This is a genomic window from Peptacetobacter sp. AB845 (assembly GCF_047528295.1).
Classification (GTDB): Bacteria; Bacillota; Clostridia; order Peptostreptococcales; family Peptostreptococcaceae; genus Peptacetobacter.
Map to the genome: position 1 here is coordinate 1638640 of NZ_CP180001.1, position 17827 is coordinate 1656466.

Genomic DNA, 17827 nt, shown 5'->3' on the forward strand with positions numbered 1-17827 from the left:
GGGAAAATCTGAACAGACAGACAGACAGACAGACAGACAGACAGACAGACAGACAGACAGACAGACAGACAAACAAATAAGTCTGTAATTTTAGCATACAATTTTTATAATAGTATATATAAAGGATACAGTTTTTGTTAAACACAAGAATTGTGTCCTTTTTTAATGCAAAAATTTACTCAGACAAATACAATATCTTAAATAAAAGTTTTCTAAAATAAATTTTATTGAGTGAGAGGAGAAAATTGTTATGAGAAAACTAACTAAATCTTTAGCTTTAGGTATGGCGGTTACTTCAATGTTACCAATAGCATCAGTACAGGCATATGAAGTAAATGATGTTCAGAGAAAAGTAACTGTTAATCCTTATGATATGGCTGCTATTACAGGATCAAATAGATATGAAACAGCAGCAAAATTAGCACAGGGTAGAGATAAAAGTACAGTAATACTTGTAAATGCAGATAAATCTTTAGCAGATGGATTATCAGCTTCAGGTCTTGCGGGTGCAGTTAATGCTCCAATATTACTTGTAAAAGCTAATAAAATACCTGCAGAAACTAAAGCAGCATTAAAAGGAGCTAAAAACGCTTATATAATAGGCGGTAAAAATGCTATATCTAGTTCTGTCGAAAACCAGATAAAATCAATGGGAATAAAACCTAAAAGAATAGAAGGTTCTGACAGAATAAAAACTAGTATAGAAGTTTCTTATGAAATAGCAGAAGTGACTGGAAAAGATACAGCAGTTTACCTTGTAAATGGTTTCAAGGGTGAAGCAGATGCTATGAGTATAGCTCCAGTTGCAGCAAAAAATAAAGGACAGATAATATTAACAAATGGTAAGTATATGCCTATTAATGTGAGCACAGATATTCCAACGTATGCAGTTGGTGGTTCTAGTGTAATGTCAAATGCAATAGTTTCAAATGCACAGGCAACAAGAATAGGTGGAAAAGATAGATACGAAACAAACAGAAAAGTTATAGAAAAATTCTTTAGGAACGAAAAAGTATACTATATGGCAAAAGGAAACCCATTAGTTGATGCGTTAACAACTTCTGCTATGGGTAAACCAGTTGCACTTGTTTCTGAAAGAAGTGATAAGAGATTTATAGGAAAAGCAGATAAAGTTATATCTATAGGTGGTGTGTCAAATAGGATATTAACTCAGGTTAGAGATACACTTGAAGCTTCTCACACAGTTGGAGAAGACGGAAAACCAGTTAAACCAGAGGATACACAGAAACCAGATGGCCAGAAACCTGAAGAAAAGCCAGATGCTAAGCCTGAAGAAAAACCTGATAAACCAATAACACCTGAAAAACCTGTAGAACCTAAACCAGAAAAACCAAGTAAACCTGTAACTCCAGAACATAAACATAACTGGATTCATCATGATGCTATAATGGGTAAAAAACCAAAATATAAAACAGAATACCATATAGTATGTAGAGGTTGTGGAAAAGATTTTGGTATAGATGATAGTACAGGACATGGTATTAATGGTGGTCCAAATATACAGAAATGGGAAAATCATGTACTAAACTCATCTTGTTTAGGTAGTGGTTACTGGCAAGAACCTATAAAAACACTAATAGGTTATGAAGAATATGTAAGTGTACCAGCATGGGATGAATGTAGTGGTTGTGGTCAGATAAGAAAATAATATAATAAATAATATAATAGAGGCTGTTGCAATTGCAATGGTCTCTTTTTTAGTTGTATAATTAAATTAAAGAATATTTTGAAAAAGAGGGATTTTTATGAGAGAGAAATTTACTAATTTAATAAATAATTTTATAAAAGAATACAAATCTAAAAACAATCTTTTTGCTGAATGGGAAGATGTACTTGTAGGTTTTTCTAAAGTAGATGATAAAAATATGAAATACCTAAGAGAAGCAGTTATAGAGGATCATCATCTTGCGACAGATTATTTAGAAGATGCAAAGACTATGATTTCATATTTTATTCCATTTAAGGAAAGTATTGCAAATTCTAACAAGGAAGGCACTCTTCCTTCAGATGTTTGGGTTCATTCATATCGGGAGACAAATGAGATGGCAGATAAATTAAACGACTATCTTGTAGCAGAAATTGAAAAAATGGGTTATAGAGCAGCTAAGCCAGTAGATTGTGGGATAGTTGATGGAAAAGTGAAGAGCAGATGGTCACAGAGACACATAGCGTATCTTTCTGGGCTTGGAACTTTTGGGCTTAATAATATGCTTATAACTGAGAAGGGTATCAATGGAAGATTTTTCTCAATAGTTACAAATATGGAGATAGGTACAGATGAGCCTTTGAAAGAAGAAAGATGTCTTTATAAGCTGAATGGAAGTTGTGGAAAATGCGTTGAGAGATGTTTTTCTGGTGTGCTTAGATACGATGGATTTGATAGATTTAAGTGTCTGGAGATTTGCGTTGAGAATGAAAGAAATAATAAAATGGCAGATGTGTGTGGTAAATGTACGATTGGATTACCTTGTACTTTTAAAAATCCATTGAAATAAAAATACAAAATATAAAAATACAAAGGATAAAGATACAAAATATAAAGATAATAAATAATTGTTCTATAGAAGATTACTTTATATAAAACATTTATAAAGATAAGTGAAATTTATTTTTAGATAAAATTGATTACAAATTTGTAATACATAAAAATAGGATAAAGTCTTTTATAAATTGCAACGAAAGAATATAATGAATTAAAGTATATATTTATAAAAAACTTATTAAAGTATATATTTATAAAAAACTTAAATATTAAAATGAATTTAAAATTAAAATACTTCAATAGGAGGTAATAAAATGGGATTAATTAAAGCGATAACAGGTGCAGCAGGTGGAACACTTGCAGATCAGTGGAAGGAGTTTTTCTACTGCGATTCAATAGATGCTGAGACTTTAGTGGTAAAAGGTTCTAAGAGAATTTCTTCAAAGAGATCTTCAAATACTAAAGCTAGTGATAACATAATATCTGATGGTTCAGGAATAGCAGTTGCAGATGGACAGTGTATGCTAATTGTTGAACAGGGTAAGATAGTTGAAGTTTGTGCTGAGCCAGGAGAGTATACTTTTGATAAATCTACAGAACCTAGTATTTTTACAGGAAGCCTTTCTGATGGAATTAGAAAGACTTTTGAAACAATAGGCAAGAGATTTACTTACGGTGGAGATACTGGAAAAGACCAAAGAGTATATTATGTAAACACAAAAGAAATAATTGGGAATAAATTTGGAACAGCAATGCCTATTCCATTTAGAGTGGTTGATAGAAATATCGGACTAGATATAGATGTTTCAGTTAGATGCAACGGGATTTATTCTTATAAGATAACTGACCCAGTTTTATTCTACACAAATGTATGTGGAAATGTTGAAGGTAGTTATGAAAGAGAAGAGATAGATTCTCAATTAAAAGCAGAGTTTATAGGTGCTTTACAGCCAGCATTTGCTAAAATATCTGATTTAGAAATAAGACCAAATGCTCTTCCTGCCCATGTTGATGAGCTTTCAAAGGCAATGAATGCAACACTTACAGAAAAATGGGCAGAACTTAGAGGTATTTCAGTTGTGTCAGTAGGTTTAAATTCTGTGACATTGCCAGAAGAAGATGCAGATATGATAAAACAGGCTCAGAAAGCAGCTATTTTAAGAGATCCTTCAATGGCAGCTGCTACAATAGCTGCAGCTCAGGCAGATGCAATGAAAACTGCTGCAGGTAATGAAGGTGGTGCAATGACTGGATTTATGGGCATGGGAATGGCTACAAATGCAGGTGGAATGAATGTAAACGGATTATTTGAAATGGCTGATAAAAATAAAAAACAGCAGATGGAAGATAATAAAAAATTCGCTGAAAATGCAAATTACTCAAACGTAAATTCTTTAAATGAAAATTCTTCAAGTGGAAATGGTGCTGATGAATGGACTTGCAGCTGTGGTGCGAAAAATACAGGAAAATTCTGCTCTGAATGTGGAGCTAAAAAGCCTGAAGACGGTTGGGTTTGCGAATGTGGAACAGTAAATAAAGGTAAATTCTGTACAAATTGCGGAAAGAAGAAACCTGCAGGAATGCCTCTATATAGATGTGATAAATGTGGATGGGAACCAGAAGATCCACACAATCCGCCAAAATTCTGCCCAGAATGTGGAGATAGATTTGACGAAAATGATATAAAAAATGATTAGTAATAGGTATAGATAATAATTAAGAATATATAAACAATAATATATAAACAATAATATATTTAAATAATTATATTACTAAGATATAAAGATTAAAAAGATATACTCAAATAATTCAAAAAGATAGAGAGGTGGTTCTATGCCTAATGTTCAAGAATTTAAATGCCCCAACTGTGGTGGTAGCATAGAGTTTGACAGTTCTAAGCAAAAATTAAAATGTCCATACTGTGATACAGTATTTGATATAGACGATATAAAAGCTTATGTAGATATAAAAAATGAAGATGTTTCAGATGATATGAGTTGGGAGACTCATGCAGGGCAAGAGTGGAACGACGGTGAAAAAGCCACTATGAACGTATACACTTGTAATTCATGTGGAGGGGAGTTAGTGACAGATGAAAACACAGCAGCTACTAGCTGTCCGTTCTGTGGAAGTCCTGTGATTTTGACGGGGAGGCTTGCTGGAGATTTAAAGCCAGACCTTGTTATACCTTTCAAGTTAGATAAGAAATATGCAAAACAGAAATTAAAAGAGCACGTTAATAGTAAAAAGCTTGTACCAGAACCTTTTAAGGAAGAGAATCATATTGATGAGATAAAAGGTATGTATGTTCCATTTTGGATTTTTGATGCAGATGCTGAAGCTGATGCGAGATACAAGGCGACTAGGGTGCATTTTTGGTCTGACGGAGATTATGATTATACAGAAACGAGCCATTATTCTATAGTTAGAAGCGGTGATATGAAGTTTAGAAATGTTCCTGTAGATGGATCTTCAAAAATAGCAGATGAGCTTATGGAATCTATAGAGCCATTTGATATAAGTGAGGCTGTTGATTTTGAGACTGCTTATCTTGCTGGGTATCTGGCTGATAGATATGATGTAACAGAGGATGATAGCGTTAGTAGAGCGAATGATAGGATAAAGAATTCGTCAGTTGAGGCACTTGCTTCAACTGTTGATGGATTTTATGCTACAGTTATCCCAGAGTACAATTCTGTAAGGCTTAAAAATGGTTCTGCAAAGTATGCACTTTACCCTGTTTGGATGCTTACAACTAGTTGGAACGACGAAAAATACACATTTGTTATGAATGCGCAAACAGGAAAATTTGTAGGAAATTTGCCTATGGATAATAAGAAATTCTTTAAATTTTTTGCGATATACGCAATTATAGCGACTTTAGTTGTTTATGCAGCTGCTTTTGCTATAAATATGCTTTAGGAGGTGAAGAAGTTGAAAGCCTCATATAAAAATAATAATTTTAAAAGTTTAATAAGTAATTTAGACAAAAATAATTTTACAAAAGTAGTATTTTCAATATTTTTAGCATTTAGTATGATTTTCTGCTCTGTATTTTTTAATTTAAAAACTATTGAAAAATCTTTTGCGGATGGAGATATGGAGTATGCTGTAGATAGTGCAGATGTTTTGACTACAGAGGAATTAGAATCATTAAAATCTAAATTGGCACAAATAAGCGATGAAAATAATATAGACGTAGGTGTTGTTACAGTAGATTATTTAGACGGAAAAACTGCACAAGAATTTGCAAATGATTTATTTGAGCAGAATAAATTTGGAAAAGGTGAAAATAGAGATGGGATACTTCTTTTAGTTGCTACTGAGGACAGAGAATGGGCGATGAGTACTCATGGTTCTGCAAAGGAAGCATTTAACGAAGAAGGACTTGATTTTCTATCTGGGGAATTCCTTCCATATTTAGCAGAGGACGATTACTATTCTGCATTTGAAAATTTTGCAAATAATGCTAGAGAACTCAGTGCAATGTATGTTTTAGGAGATCCTTATGGAGAAGAGGAGTATGTTGATGATGAAAGCTATCCTATAGATGAAAATATAGTTGAAGAGGAAAAAGGAATAAACAATGAAGTTTGGATACCTTTATCAATTGTTATTGGATGTGCAATTTCATTAGTTATAATGATGATGTATAAATCTCAGCTAAAAAGTGTTAAAAGTGAAAGCAGAGCAGATGATTATCTAATGGATATGAAACTTGTTAAAAGTCAGGATATATTCCTTTACAGAACAGTAACTAGAACAATGAGACCTAAAAATGAAAATAATAGTAATGATTTTAGCAGTGGCGGTGGAGGAGGAAGCGACTACGGTGGATCAAGTGGAAGCTTTTAGAAATGATTATTGTTGCATATATTTTAAACTCCATACTTTTGTAGTTAGCATTATTATTTGCACTCCTGGCTTCAACGCCTCGCACGTTTATGTAACACATTTAAAAGATGCGAGGCGTGTAGGTACTCCAATTTGTTGGACTTAAAAATCTAATGATTGGAGTATTTTTTATGCCTAAATATAGCGAAGATTTCAAGAATAAAATTGCAAGTGAATATTTCGATACTGAAATTACGCAAAGTGAACTTTCGAAAAAGTATTGTGTATCACAAAGCAGTGTTTTCAAATGGATTGAAAAATATAAAAATAACTCAAAGGACTTAGCATTAATAAAAAAGTCGAAGACTAAAAGTAAGTATACAACTACATTTAAATTGAAAATTATTCAGGAATATATTGTTTCTGGATGTATGCAAAAGGAAATAGAAGTAAAATATGATTTAAAAAAAGGTACACTATCTAATTGGTTCAATCAGTTCATAAATGAAATCGGAGATGAATCGTTATGTCTTCGACCTAAAAAAAGAACTTTTTCAAAGGAGTTTAAACAAATGGTTCTTAAGGAATATATAAATGAAGAATGTAGATGTAAGGTATTAATGAAAAAATATGATATTCCTTCTCGTTCTGACATATCTAAATGGTACATGGATTACGTTAGAAAAGTCGGAGACTATTCAAAAATAGCTCCTAAAAGAGGAAATTATTCTTTTGAATATAAAATGCGTGTGGTAAAGTTATACTTAGAAGGTAATTTTTCATATCAAAGCCTAGCTGACTATCTAAATATGAGCGATAGATCAACAATAAGATTATGGGTAATAAAGTATCTAAGGCATGGGACTAGTGCCTTAAAACCGAAGGTAAAAAGAAAGGATGATAAAGAATGGCTAAATCCAAAAGTGAAAAAAGAAAGTTAGATAATATAGATGAAAAAACGTTAAAAAGAATCGAAGAACTCGAAGCAGAAAATCTTAAACTAAGAATACAGAATGAATTTTTAAAAGCAAAGAGGAGATTATATCTGGAAGAAGAAAAGCAACTTCCGAAGAAATAGCAAGAATAGTATATAATCTCCGAGGATTATTTAAATTAAAAGATATTCTTGCTGCTATCAATTTTCCAAAATCAACATATATGTATTGGCAAAAGAGATTTAACAGAAAAAATAAAGACCAGGAAATAGAACAGTTAATATTAGAAATTAGAACTCAGCATAAAGACTATGGATATAAACGTATACATCGGGAACTTAGAAAAACTATGGTTGTTAACATAAAAAAAGTACATAGAATAGTAAAAAAATTAGGTCTACAGGTAAAATCCTTTTCAAGAAAAAGTCGTAAATATAACTCATATAAAGGTAATGTAGGTAAAACTGCAAAGAATAGATTTAGACAGAAATTTTATACAAGTGTTCCTCATCAAAAGATAGCAACTGATACTTCAGAGTTTAAGTATTATGAAAAAGGAAAAAATGGCGAAGCTATAGTAAAAAAACTCTATCTTGATGCGTTTATGGATATGTATAATAGTGAAATATTAAGTTTTAGTATATCCGAAAGACCAACTGCAAATAATGTAATGTCTGCTCTAAATAAAGCTATAGAAGTGACATCCGATTGTAAGTATAGAAGAACATTTCACTCAGATCAAGGTTGGGCATATCAGATGCATTTATATAGAAATAAGTTAAAAGAAGAACGAATTTTTCAAAGTATGTCCAGAAAAGGAAACTGCCTTGATAATGCTGTTATGGAGAACTTTTTTGGTATATTGAAACAAGAAATTTATTATGGATATGTATATAATGGCTATAACGAACTCAAATTGGCTATTGAAAATTATATAAAATATTATAATGAGAAAAGAATTAAAGCGAAGCTTGGTTGGATGAGTCCTATTGAGTATAGGCTTCGCCTTTCAGCTGCAAAGTTCAACAAATTGGGACCCCCTCAGCGTTTGCAGATAGTCGTTGCAAATTAATATATGCTACCTACAAAAGTATAACTGTATAAATAAATTGCAACAATTAATAAATTCTTATCCGCTAATGGAAAAGATATATAAACATAAAAATATCCCGGTAACAAGGAAGCATTGTTGTCGGGATATTTTCATAATATATGGATCATCGAATAATAAAACTGTCCTTACTTTAATTATAATATTTAACTCTGTAAAATAAAAATGAAAAAAATTGATAGAATAGCTATAAAATTAACATATATTATGTAAAAACTTTATAAGAGATAAAATCAAAATATTTTATAATTAAACAAAATATGAATGAATTATAATTAGCTAATCGGTAATTCAAAATAGCTTTTTTATTTTATTATTTCAAAAATAAATAAAATAATAATGTGGTATGTCGATTGATTTTCTAGTGACATATTTTTTCTATTTAGTGTATTAAAGAGGAGCTGAGGATATTTATATTTCAACGACAATCTGGAGACGATTTCGTCTTTAGTTTCGAACAGAGTTCGAACTAGACGAGAGAAATCGTCGAAGCCTGGAGTGAAATATAATATCCTCAGCTCTTTTGATGAAATAAAAAAGATGCCACAGAAAATCTGTGACATCCATATTAATCTTTATTTATTTTTTGCAGCCTGTCTAGCTTTGTTGTACTGTAGTCTTTCGTGTTCGTTTAGGTATCTTTTTCTTAATCTTATAGCGTCTGGAGTTATTTCAACTAATTCGTCCTCATCTATAAATTCAAGAGCTTCTTCAAGAGTGAATATTCTTGGAGGAGCAAGTTTGATAGCATCATCTGAACCAGAAGCACGGACATTTGACTGTTTCTTATTCTTACATGGGTTAACAGTCATATCGTCTTTTCTTGAGTTCATACCGATTATCATACCTTCGTAAACTTCAACACCTGGGTCAACGAACATAGTAGCTCTTTCACTTAAAGCATTAAGTGCATAACCCATAGTTGTTCCAGGTCCCTGAGATATTAGAACACCATTACTTCTTCCAGGTATTTCACCTTTGTGTTCTTCAAATCTTTCAAATGATCTTACAAGAGTACCTTCACCTCTAGTAACGTTTATGAATTCACTTCTGTAACCAAGTAGACCTCTAGTAGGAGCTATGAATTCTATTTTTACATAATCTCCTTCCATTTCCATTGATTCCATCATACCTTTTCTCTGGTTTAATTCATTTATTATTGTACCAGAATAAACTTCTGGGCAGTTTACGATAACTCTTTCCATTGGTTCAAGAAGAGTACCATTTTCATCTCTGTGCATTAAAACTTCTGGTTTAGATACCCCTAGTTCGTATCCTTCACGTCTCATGTTTTCTATTAATATAGAAAGATGAAGTTCTCCACGTCCAGAAACTTTGTATCCGTCAGTAGTATCAAGTGGTTCAACTTTTAACCCAACGTTAACTTCAAGTTCTTTTTCTAATCTATCTTTTAAATGTCTAGTTGTAACGAATTTACCGCTCTTACCAGCAAATGGAGAATCATTTACTAGGAAGTTCATAGAAAGTGTTGGTTCTTCTATGCTTATCATTTCTATTGGCTGTGGATTATCTGGGTAGCAGATAGTTTCACCTATTGATATATCAGGTATACCAGATATAACAACTATTTCACCACTTCCAGCTTCTTCAGTTTCAACCTGTTTTAAACCTTCATATACAGTAAGTTTACCTATTCTACCTTTTCTTGGCTCTTCAGCTTCACCACATATGCATACATTCTGTCCTGGCTGTACTTTACCTTTGTAAACTCTACCTATACCAAGTCTTCCTATATAGTCATCGTAAGCTAGAGAAGATATCTGAAGCTGTAATGGCTCATCATCATAATTAGGATAAGCTTCAACGTGATCTATTATAGTTTTGAATAGAGGAGATAAGTCTTCACTTTCTTCTTCCATATCTAATTTAGCTATTCCCTGTTTAGCTATTCCGTATATTATAGGGAATTCACACTGCTCATCAGTTGCGTTAAGGTCAACGAATAAGTCGAATACCTCATCAACGACTTCTTCAGCTCTCTGGTCTTTTTTGTCTATTTTGTTTATAAATAATATTGGTTTTAAACCACATTCAAGTGATTTCTGTAAAACGAATCTTGTCTGAGGCATTGGTCCTTCACTTGCATCAACAAGAAGTATAACTGTATCAACAGTTTTCATAACACGTTCAACTTCTGAAGAGAAGTCAGAGTGTCCTGGAGTATCTACTATGTTTATTTTGTAGTCTCCGTAGTTTATTGAACAGTTTTTAGAATATATTGTTATACCCCTTTCCTGTTCTAAGTCGTTACTATCCATTACACGCTCTCTTACTTCTTCATTTGCTCTAAATATTCCGCTCTGAGAAAGAAAAGCATCAACTAGAGTTGATTTACCAGCATCGACATGGGCGATAACGGCTATATTTATAATTTTATGCTTTGCCATAAGTTTAGCTCCCTTCTTTATATCATAACTTAACAAGTATATCACAATCATGAAAGTCACACAAGGAATTCAAATGGTATTTTTTTCTTGAAACCATTTTCAAAGAGAATTTTTTTATATCTTTATTATACCAATGTGCGATTTCATTCATCTCTTTAAATTATAGTACATTATAGCACAACTTTTGTAAAAACTAGTATAAAATATTTATGAAGAATCATTATAAAAAATTATGAAAAGTTAGAAGATTTATTTATAATGTAACTAGAATATATTTTGATTAAATATATTGGTTGAAGTAAATTAATTATAAATGATAAAAAATATGTTTAAATTTATACCCTATAGGGGTATAATGATATTGTAAGTTAGTTTAGAAAGAGGAGGAGAGTATGAGTATAAGAGAAATTACATTTAGAATAGATGGAATGCATTGCGCAGCATGTGCAATGGGAGCTGAAAAGGCAATAAAAAAATTAGAAGGAGTAGAGGAAGCTAGTGTAAATATAGCGACAGAGAAAGCATTTGTAAAATATGATACGGATAAAGTTGGGATAGAGGATTTTGCAAATGCAGTAAAATCAAAAGGGTTTACTCCAATAATAGATAAAAAAGATTTAGAAAAGGTAGAAAAAGTTGAAGAAACTTCTAATTTAAAAGAGATAACATTTAGAATAGACGGAATGCATTGTGCAGCATGTGCAATGGGTTCTGAAAAAGCTCTAAAAAAATTAGAGGGAGTAGAAGAAGCTAGCGTAAATATAGCGACAGAAAAAGCATTTGTAAAGTATAATCCTGAATTAGTTGGAATAGAAGATTTCGCAAATGCAGTAAAATCAAAGGGATTCACTCCAATAATAGATAAAGCAGAGATAGAAGATATAAGCGTGGGGAAAGATTCAGAATTTGAAGATGTTGAATCTGTTACAGAAAAAGAAGTAGAAAGTAGTGGATTTGTAGCTCAGACAGATGAGGAAAGAAGACTTAGCAAAGAGAAAGAAATTCACGATATGTTTGTAAAATTTGTGATTACAATGTGTCTAGCCATACCATTATTTTATGTTGCAATGGGGCCTATGATACCTTCACCGCTTGGACCTTGGCCACTGCCAGACATAATAAGTCCTGATACGAACTTATTAAACTATGCATTAATTCAGATTGTTTTAGTTGTTCCAATAATGATAATTGGAAAACACTTCTACATAAACGGAACTAAAGCAATACTTTCAGGATCACCTAATATGGATACACTTGTTGCACTTGGAACAGCAGCTTCATTTGTATATAGTTTATACACTACTTTCCAGATAGCAACCGGGACTGTAGACCATGCACATCACCACCAGCTATACTTTGAAAGTGCTGGGATAATAATCGCACTTGTATCTTTAGGTAAATACTTTGAAACTAAGTCAAAGGGAAAAACTTCAGAAGCTATAAAAAAATTAATAGGACTTCAGCCTAACACTGCGATAATAGAAACAGAGGACGGAGAAAAGGAAGTTCATATAGACACTATTAAAAAAGGAGATATAGTAATTGTAAAACCTGGTGAAAAAATACCTTCAGATGGTACTGTAGTTTATGGAACAACTTATGTTGATGAGTCGATGATTACTGGCGAAAGTGTTCCAGTTGCTAAAAAAGAAGGCGATTATGTAACAGGAGCTTCTTTAAATAAGAATGGATTTATAAAGATAAGAATCGAAAAAACTGGAGAAAATACAGTATTATCTCAGATAATTAGATTAGTTGAGGATGCACAGTCAAGAAAAGCTCCAATAGCTAAGTTAGCAGATACTGTAGCAGGTTATTTTGTACCTGCAGTTATGACAGTTGCAATAGTGTCAGCTCTTTTATGGTACTTTGTAGGTGGAAAAGATTTAGTGTTCTGTTTGACAATATTTGTATCAGTTCTTGTTATAGCTTGTCCTTGTGCATTAGGTCTTGCAACACCTACAGCGATAATGGCAGGTACAGGAAAAGGAGCTGAAAACGGAATACTTATAAAAGGTGGGGATTCTCTTGAATCAGCATATAAAATAGACACTGTTGTATTTGATAAGACAGGTACGATTACAGAAGGAAAACCTGAGGTTACAGATTTAATACTTTTAGATGGATCTGATTTTGAAAAAGACGATGTTTTAGGATTTGCAGCATCTGCAGAGAAAGTTTCTGAACATCCTCTAGGAGAAGCAATTGTAAGACATGTAGAAGAAAAAGAGTTAAAAATATTTGAAACTAAGAATTTTGAAAATATACCTGGAAAAGGTATAAAAGCTATGATTAATGGAAATAATGTTGCGATAGGTAACAAGAAATTAATTGATAGTGAAAATGTAGAGTTAAAAGATGCAGAAGAAAAAGCAACTACTCTATCTAGTCAGGGAAAAACACCTATGTATATAGCTATAAACGGTAAATTACAGGCTGTGATAGGTGTTGCTGATGTTGTTAAGGAAACTAGTAGAGAGGCTATAGAAAAACTTCACGAGATGAACATTAAAACTGTTATGTTAACTGGAGATAATGCGAAAACTGCTGAAGCTATAGCTAAAAATGTTGGAATAGATACAGTTGTTTCTGATGTTCTTCCTGAAGAAAAGGCTAAGGTTATAGAAAATCTTCAGAAAGAAGGAAAATTTGTCGCTATGGTTGGAGATGGTATAAATGATGCTCCAGCACTTGCAAAGGCAGATATAGGTATAGCGATAGGAAATGGTACTGATATAGCTATTGAATCAGCAGATATTGTACTTATGAGAAATAGTATTTTAGATGTTCCTAAGGCTATTAGATTAAGTAGAGAAACTATAAAGAATATTAAGCAGAATTTATTCTGGGCGTTTGGATATAATACTGTTGGTATTCCAGTTGCAGCTGGGTTATTGTATATCTTTGGTGGACCACTACTAAATCCAATGATAGGGGCTGCGGCGATGAGTTTAAGCTCAGTATCAGTAGTGTCAAACGCATTAAGATTAAAAACTATAAAATTATAAAAAAAGGATGTCTCAGATTTTCTGAGGCATTTTTTATTGCTTTAGGGAAAAGAAGATTTTTTCTGATATAAAAAACAGGTATCTTAAATTTTTCTATAAATCTCTATTTTGAGCGAGAACTTAAAATAATAATAATTTTATTCTCCAGGCTTCGACGCTTCACAATGTTATAGTAATACATTTAAAAGTTGTGAAGCGTCTCCAGATTGTCGAATGAAAATTTATTATTATTTTTTCGTTCTAAAATAGATATTTATTTGAAAAATTTTACGATACCTTTATTTCTATCCAGAATAAAATCTTCTTTTTTAAAGAAAGTAAAAAATATATACTCAGAAAATTTGAAACTTATTTTTATAAATTTTAATACTTTTTAAAATCTTAGTGCTTATTGAATAGGATATTTTAATAAGACGAGATTTTTTAGAAAATTTTAATACCATCCTTTTTATAGCTTTAATAGTTTTTAATCTTAGTGCTTATTGGATAGGATAGGGGATAAAAAGGATGTAATTAGAAAAGTTGATACATTTTTATTATAAAATTATTATAAATTTTGATACTTTTTAAAACTTTAGTGAGTATTGAATTAGGAAAGGTATTAATTAATAGTTTTTTAATATGGGTTTAAATAATATATAGTATTTTAAGTTAGAAATGAATAAATATTAATTTTTAAATAGTCAAAGTAAAGTATTTATTAATATTGAAAATTCTAAATTCAAATGTTATACTTAAAATGAAATCGAGCTGACAGTGAGGGTGTTGTTCCCGAGTTGAAAGGCGATGTTTGCACATAAAATTATCCCCATATTATTTGGCTTTTTTAGTCCAGGTTATACAGGGATTTTTATCAAAGAGTATTAAAATTTATAAACGATTGTTAAAAATAGACTGAATATTGATTTTATATCATGCTATTTTTGAATCAGTTTTATTTTTTAGAGTACTGAACTTTTACGTTTAGTCCTTTTATCATACCTAGTTTTCCAGATAGTGAGCTTATCACATCGGAAGGCGCATCAATTATAACACTAATGATACTTACTTCCTTTTTAGGATATGGGACTCCCATTCTTCCGACAATATAGGGAGCAAAGTCATGTAGTGTCTTATTCAGTGCATCAGACGCTTTTAAATCTTCAACAATTATCCCTATAAGTGCTATTCTTGTTTCCATAAAGGCACCTCCTCAGATTTCATTAATTAGATTTTATATTTTTAAAAGTTTATAGTCAATAGCGAAAGGAATTCAAATGAAAAACCTAATAGATAAACTAGAGAAGAATCAGATTCTTTCAAAGGAAGAATTTGTAAGGCTTTTGGCAATTTCTGAAAAAGATGATATAGATTACCTTACAGAAAGGGCAAAGTGTATCAGAGATGATATTTACGGTAAGAGAGTTTTTATAAGAGGTTTGATAGAAATATCAAATTATTGTAAGAATGATTGCTATTATTGTGGCATTAGAAGAAGTAATAAGAATGCCCAGAGATACAGACTTTCAAAGGAGCAGATTTTAAGTTGCTGCGAAAATGGATATGAACTAGGATTTAGAACATTTGTTATGCAGGGCGGAGAAGATGCGTTTTTCAAGGACGAGGTTGTATGCGATATTGTTTCTAGTATAAAGGAAAGATATCCAGATTGTGCAGTTACTCTTTCTTTAGGAGAAAGAAGTACTGAAAGCTACAGAAAAATGAAGGAAGCTGGAGCAGATAGGTATCTTTTAAGACATGAAACATTTGACAATACTCATTACAACAAGTTGCATCCGGTTGAACTGGATCCTGAAAATAGAAAGAGATGTTTGAGAGATTTGAAGGCTCTTGGATACCAAACAGGAACAGGAATAATGGTTGGATCTCCATATCAGACACTTGAAAATATAGCAGAGGATTTACTTTTCATCAAGGAATTAAATCCTGAAATGATTGGAATAGGGCCATTTATACCACATAAGGATACACCATTTAAAGACTTTGAAAGTGGAACAATGGAGATGACTTTAAGGCTGATTTCTATTTTGAGATTACTCTGTCCAAAAGCTCTAATACCTGCAACAACTGCACTTGGGACAATAAGTCCTCAGGGTAGAGAAAAAGGAATATTAGCAGGTGCAAATGTAATTATGCCTAATCTATCTCCAAAAGAGGATAGAAAAAAATACATGCTTTACAATGACAAGTTAAGCGATGGAGAAGAGGCAGCAGAAGGATTAAATAAGCTAAAGGAATCTATGAGAAAAATCGGCTACGAAATAGTAGAAGATAGAGGAGATTGCATAGCTTTGAAAGATAAATAGATTAAAATAAGATAAGAAGAAATAAAAAATGGTTTAAATAATAAATATTAAAAATAATAAATATTAAATTAATTAGAAGTGATATTAGATAGAAAAAATTTCTAGTTAATGAGAAAACGATTATTAGCTAAGATTAAAATTCTTAGCTTAATATAATAAATTTAAATTAATATAAATAAATTAAAAAATAGGAAATTAATTTTGCAATTAAATTACGAATGGGGGACTTTAAAATGTACAAATACGATCCAAAATCACTAAAAGCAGAAGAATTTATAAATCACGAAGAAATTCTTGAAAGTATAGAATATGCAAAGGCTAATAAGAGTAATAGAGAATTAATCGAATCTATAATAGAAAGAGCTAAAGACTGCAAAGGTTTAACTCATAGAGAAGCAGCTCTTCTTTTAGAATGTGACCAGCAGGATTTAAATGAAAAAATGTTTGGCCTAGCAAAAGAAATAAAACAGAAAATATACGGAAACAGAATAGTAATGTTCGCTCCTTTATATTTATCTAACTACTGTGTAAATGGATGCGTATACTGTCCATATCACCTAAAAAATAAACACATAGCTAGAAAAAAATTAACTCAGGAAGAAATTAAAAAAGAAGTTATAGCACTTCAGGATATGGGACACAAACGTCTAGCACTTGAAACAGGTGAAGACCCAGTAAACAACCCAATAGAATATGTATTAGAAAGTATAAAAACTATCTACGGAATAAAACACAAAAATGGAGATATAAGAAGAGTAAATGTAAATATAGCAGCTACAACTGTTGAAAACTACAGAAAATTAAAAGAAGCTGGTATAGGAACTTATATATTATTCCAGGAAACATACAATAAAGCAAACTACGAACTACTTCATCCAACTGGCCCAAAACACGACTACTGCTACCACACAGAAGCAATGGATAGAGCTATGGAAGGTGGAATAGATGATGTTGGTATAGGTGTACTATTTGGACTTGAAATGTACAGATACGACTTTGTAGGTCTTTTAATGCACGCAGAACATCTTGAAGCAGCTCAGGGAGTAGGACCACATACAATAAGTGTTCCAAGAATCTGTCCAGCTGATGATATAGACACTGATGATTTCTCAAATGCTATATCTGATGAAATATTCCACAAAATAGTTGCTGTAATAAGAATAGCTGTTCCTTATACAGGAATGATAATATCTACAAGAGAATCTCAGAAATCAAGAGAAAAAGTTCTTGAATTAGGTGTATCTCAGATAAGTGGAGGATCTAAAACAAGTGTTGGTGGATATGCAGAGCCAGAACCAGAAGAAGATAACTCAGCTCAGTTTGATGTAAGCGATACAAGAACATTAGATCAGGTTGTTAATTGGTTATTAGATGGCGGATTTATACCAAGTTTCTGTACTGCTTGCTATAGAGAAGGAAGAACAGGGGATAGATTTATGTCACTTGCAAAAACTGGTCAGATAGCAAACTGCTGCCAGCCAAATGCACTTCTAACTCTTAACGAATACTTAGATGATTACGCTTCAGAAGATACTAGAAAGAAAGGTAAAGCCCTTATAGAAAGAGAATTAGAAAATATAACTAATCCAAAAGCTAAAGAAACTTGTATAAAATACTTAAATGCAATAGATGAAGGAAAGAGAGATTTTAGATTCTAATAAAATTTAATAATGAAAAGATTATAAATGTAAAAATATTTTAAAGATAAAGATATGGTGTGTT

Annotated in this window: 13 protein-coding genes; 11 read left to right on the forward strand and 2 right to left on the reverse strand. The window is 31.8% G+C overall.

From position 1 onward, the window contains the following. Positions 1-250: 250 nt before the first annotated feature. The 8 genes from ACK2WO_RS07745 to ACK2WO_RS07780 all read left to right on the forward strand — a co-directional run bounded on the left by ACK2WO_RS07745 (position 251) and on the right by ACK2WO_RS07780 (position 8344). Complete coding sequence (locus tag ACK2WO_RS07745; protein WP_414697326.1) at positions 251-1669, forward strand: cell wall-binding repeat-containing protein; 1419 nt, start codon at positions 251-253, stop codon at positions 1667-1669. A gap of 97 nt (positions 1670-1766) precedes the next feature. Further along, positions 1767-2516: an epoxyqueuosine reductase gene (locus ACK2WO_RS07750; protein ID WP_414697327.1), complete on the forward strand. Its 750-nt coding sequence runs from the start codon at positions 1767-1769 to the stop codon at positions 2514-2516. A 301-nt stretch (positions 2517-2817) separates the two neighbouring features. Continuing rightward, positions 2818-4200 (forward strand): SPFH domain-containing protein, encoded by a 1383-nt coding sequence (locus ACK2WO_RS07755; RefSeq protein WP_414697328.1) that lies wholly within the window; start codon positions 2818-2820, stop codon positions 4198-4200. A 136-nt stretch (positions 4201-4336) separates the two neighbouring features. Beyond that, positions 4337-5425, forward strand: a complete 1089-nt coding sequence (locus tag ACK2WO_RS07760) for a hypothetical protein (RefSeq protein ID WP_414697329.1) — start codon at positions 4337-4339, stop codon at positions 5423-5425. 12 nt (positions 5426-5437) lie between these two features. Further along, positions 5438-6358, forward strand: coding sequence for a TPM domain-containing protein (locus ACK2WO_RS07765; protein ID WP_414697330.1), 921 nt, complete (start codon positions 5438-5440; stop codon positions 6356-6358). A 170-nt stretch (positions 6359-6528) separates the two neighbouring features. Further along, a complete protein-coding gene (locus ACK2WO_RS07770; protein WP_414697331.1) occupies positions 6529-7278 on the forward strand; it encodes a transposase in 750 nt (249 codons plus the stop codon). After that, complete coding sequence (locus tag ACK2WO_RS07775; protein WP_158573270.1) at positions 7245-7415, forward strand: hypothetical protein; 171 nt, start codon at positions 7245-7247, stop codon at positions 7413-7415. Before ACK2WO_RS07770 ends, ACK2WO_RS07775 begins: the two co-directional genes overlap by 34 nt. A gap of 5 nt (positions 7416-7420) precedes the next feature. Next, entirely contained in the window at positions 7421-8344 is a 924-nt protein-coding gene (locus ACK2WO_RS07780) for an IS3 family transposase (RefSeq protein ID WP_414698743.1), read from the forward strand. A gap of 614 nt (positions 8345-8958) precedes the next feature. Here ACK2WO_RS07780 and typA read toward each other — a convergent pair. Further along, on the reverse strand, positions 8959-10791 hold the full coding sequence (gene typA, locus ACK2WO_RS07785; RefSeq protein ID WP_414697332.1) for a translational GTPase TypA: 1833 nt from the start codon (positions 10789-10791) through the stop codon (positions 8959-8961). A 392-nt stretch (positions 10792-11183) separates the two neighbouring features. On the opposite strand from typA, the gene ACK2WO_RS07790 reads away from it, so the two are divergent. After that, positions 11184-13799: a heavy metal translocating P-type ATPase gene (locus ACK2WO_RS07790; RefSeq protein ID WP_414697333.1), complete on the forward strand. Its 2616-nt coding sequence runs from the start codon at positions 11184-11186 to the stop codon at positions 13797-13799. 934 nt (positions 13800-14733) lie between these two features. Here the strand turns inward: ACK2WO_RS07790 and ACK2WO_RS07795 are convergent. Further along, positions 14734-14979 carry a TM1266 family iron-only hydrogenase system putative regulator gene (locus tag ACK2WO_RS07795; protein ID WP_006439435.1) on the reverse strand — a complete coding sequence of 82 codons (246 nt, stop codon included), beginning with the start codon at positions 14977-14979 and terminating at the stop codon, positions 14734-14736. A gap of 76 nt (positions 14980-15055) precedes the next feature. On the opposite strand from ACK2WO_RS07795, the gene hydE reads away from it, so the two are divergent. Together hydE and hydG are read left to right on the forward strand one after the other, a co-directional pair. Further along, entirely contained in the window at positions 15056-16105 is a 1050-nt protein-coding gene (gene hydE, locus ACK2WO_RS07800; protein ID WP_414697334.1) for a [FeFe] hydrogenase H-cluster radical SAM maturase HydE, read from the forward strand. Positions 16106-16338: 233 nt separating this feature from the next. Next, positions 16339-17763 carry a [FeFe] hydrogenase H-cluster radical SAM maturase HydG gene (gene hydG / locus ACK2WO_RS07805; protein ID WP_270839394.1) on the forward strand — a complete coding sequence of 475 codons (1425 nt, stop codon included), beginning with the start codon at positions 16339-16341 and terminating at the stop codon, positions 17761-17763. Positions 17764-17827: the final 64 nt, after the last annotated feature.

Coding starts and splice junctions, on each gene's coding strand:
- ACK2WO_RS07745 (WP_414697326.1), top strand. CDS start 251: ATGAGAAAACTAACTAAATCTTTAGCTTTAGGTATGGCGGTTACTTCA.
- ACK2WO_RS07750 (WP_414697327.1), top strand. CDS start 1,767: ATGAGAGAGAAATTTACTAATTTAATAAATAATTTTATAAAAGAATAC.
- ACK2WO_RS07755 (WP_414697328.1), top strand. CDS start 2,818: ATGGGATTAATTAAAGCGATAACAGGTGCAGCAGGTGGAACACTTGCA.
- ACK2WO_RS07760 (WP_414697329.1), top strand. CDS start 4,337: ATGCCTAATGTTCAAGAATTTAAATGCCCCAACTGTGGTGGTAGCATA.
- ACK2WO_RS07770 (WP_414697331.1), top strand. CDS start 6,529: ATGCCTAAATATAGCGAAGATTTCAAGAATAAAATTGCAAGTGAATAT.
- ACK2WO_RS07775 (WP_158573270.1), top strand. CDS start 7,245: ATGGCTAAATCCAAAAGTGAAAAAAGAAAGTTAGATAATATAGATGAA.
- typA (WP_414697332.1), bottom strand. CDS start 10,791: ATGGCAAAGCATAAAATTATAAATATAGCCGTTATCGCCCATGTCGAT.
- ACK2WO_RS07790 (WP_414697333.1), top strand. CDS start 11,184: ATGAGTATAAGAGAAATTACATTTAGAATAGATGGAATGCATTGCGCA.
- ACK2WO_RS07795 (WP_006439435.1), bottom strand. CDS start 14,979: ATGGAAACAAGAATAGCACTTATAGGGATAATTGTTGAAGATTTAAAA.
- hydE (WP_414697334.1), top strand. CDS start 15,056: ATGAAAAACCTAATAGATAAACTAGAGAAGAATCAGATTCTTTCAAAG.
- hydG (WP_270839394.1), top strand. CDS start 16,339: ATGTACAAATACGATCCAAAATCACTAAAAGCAGAAGAATTTATAAAT.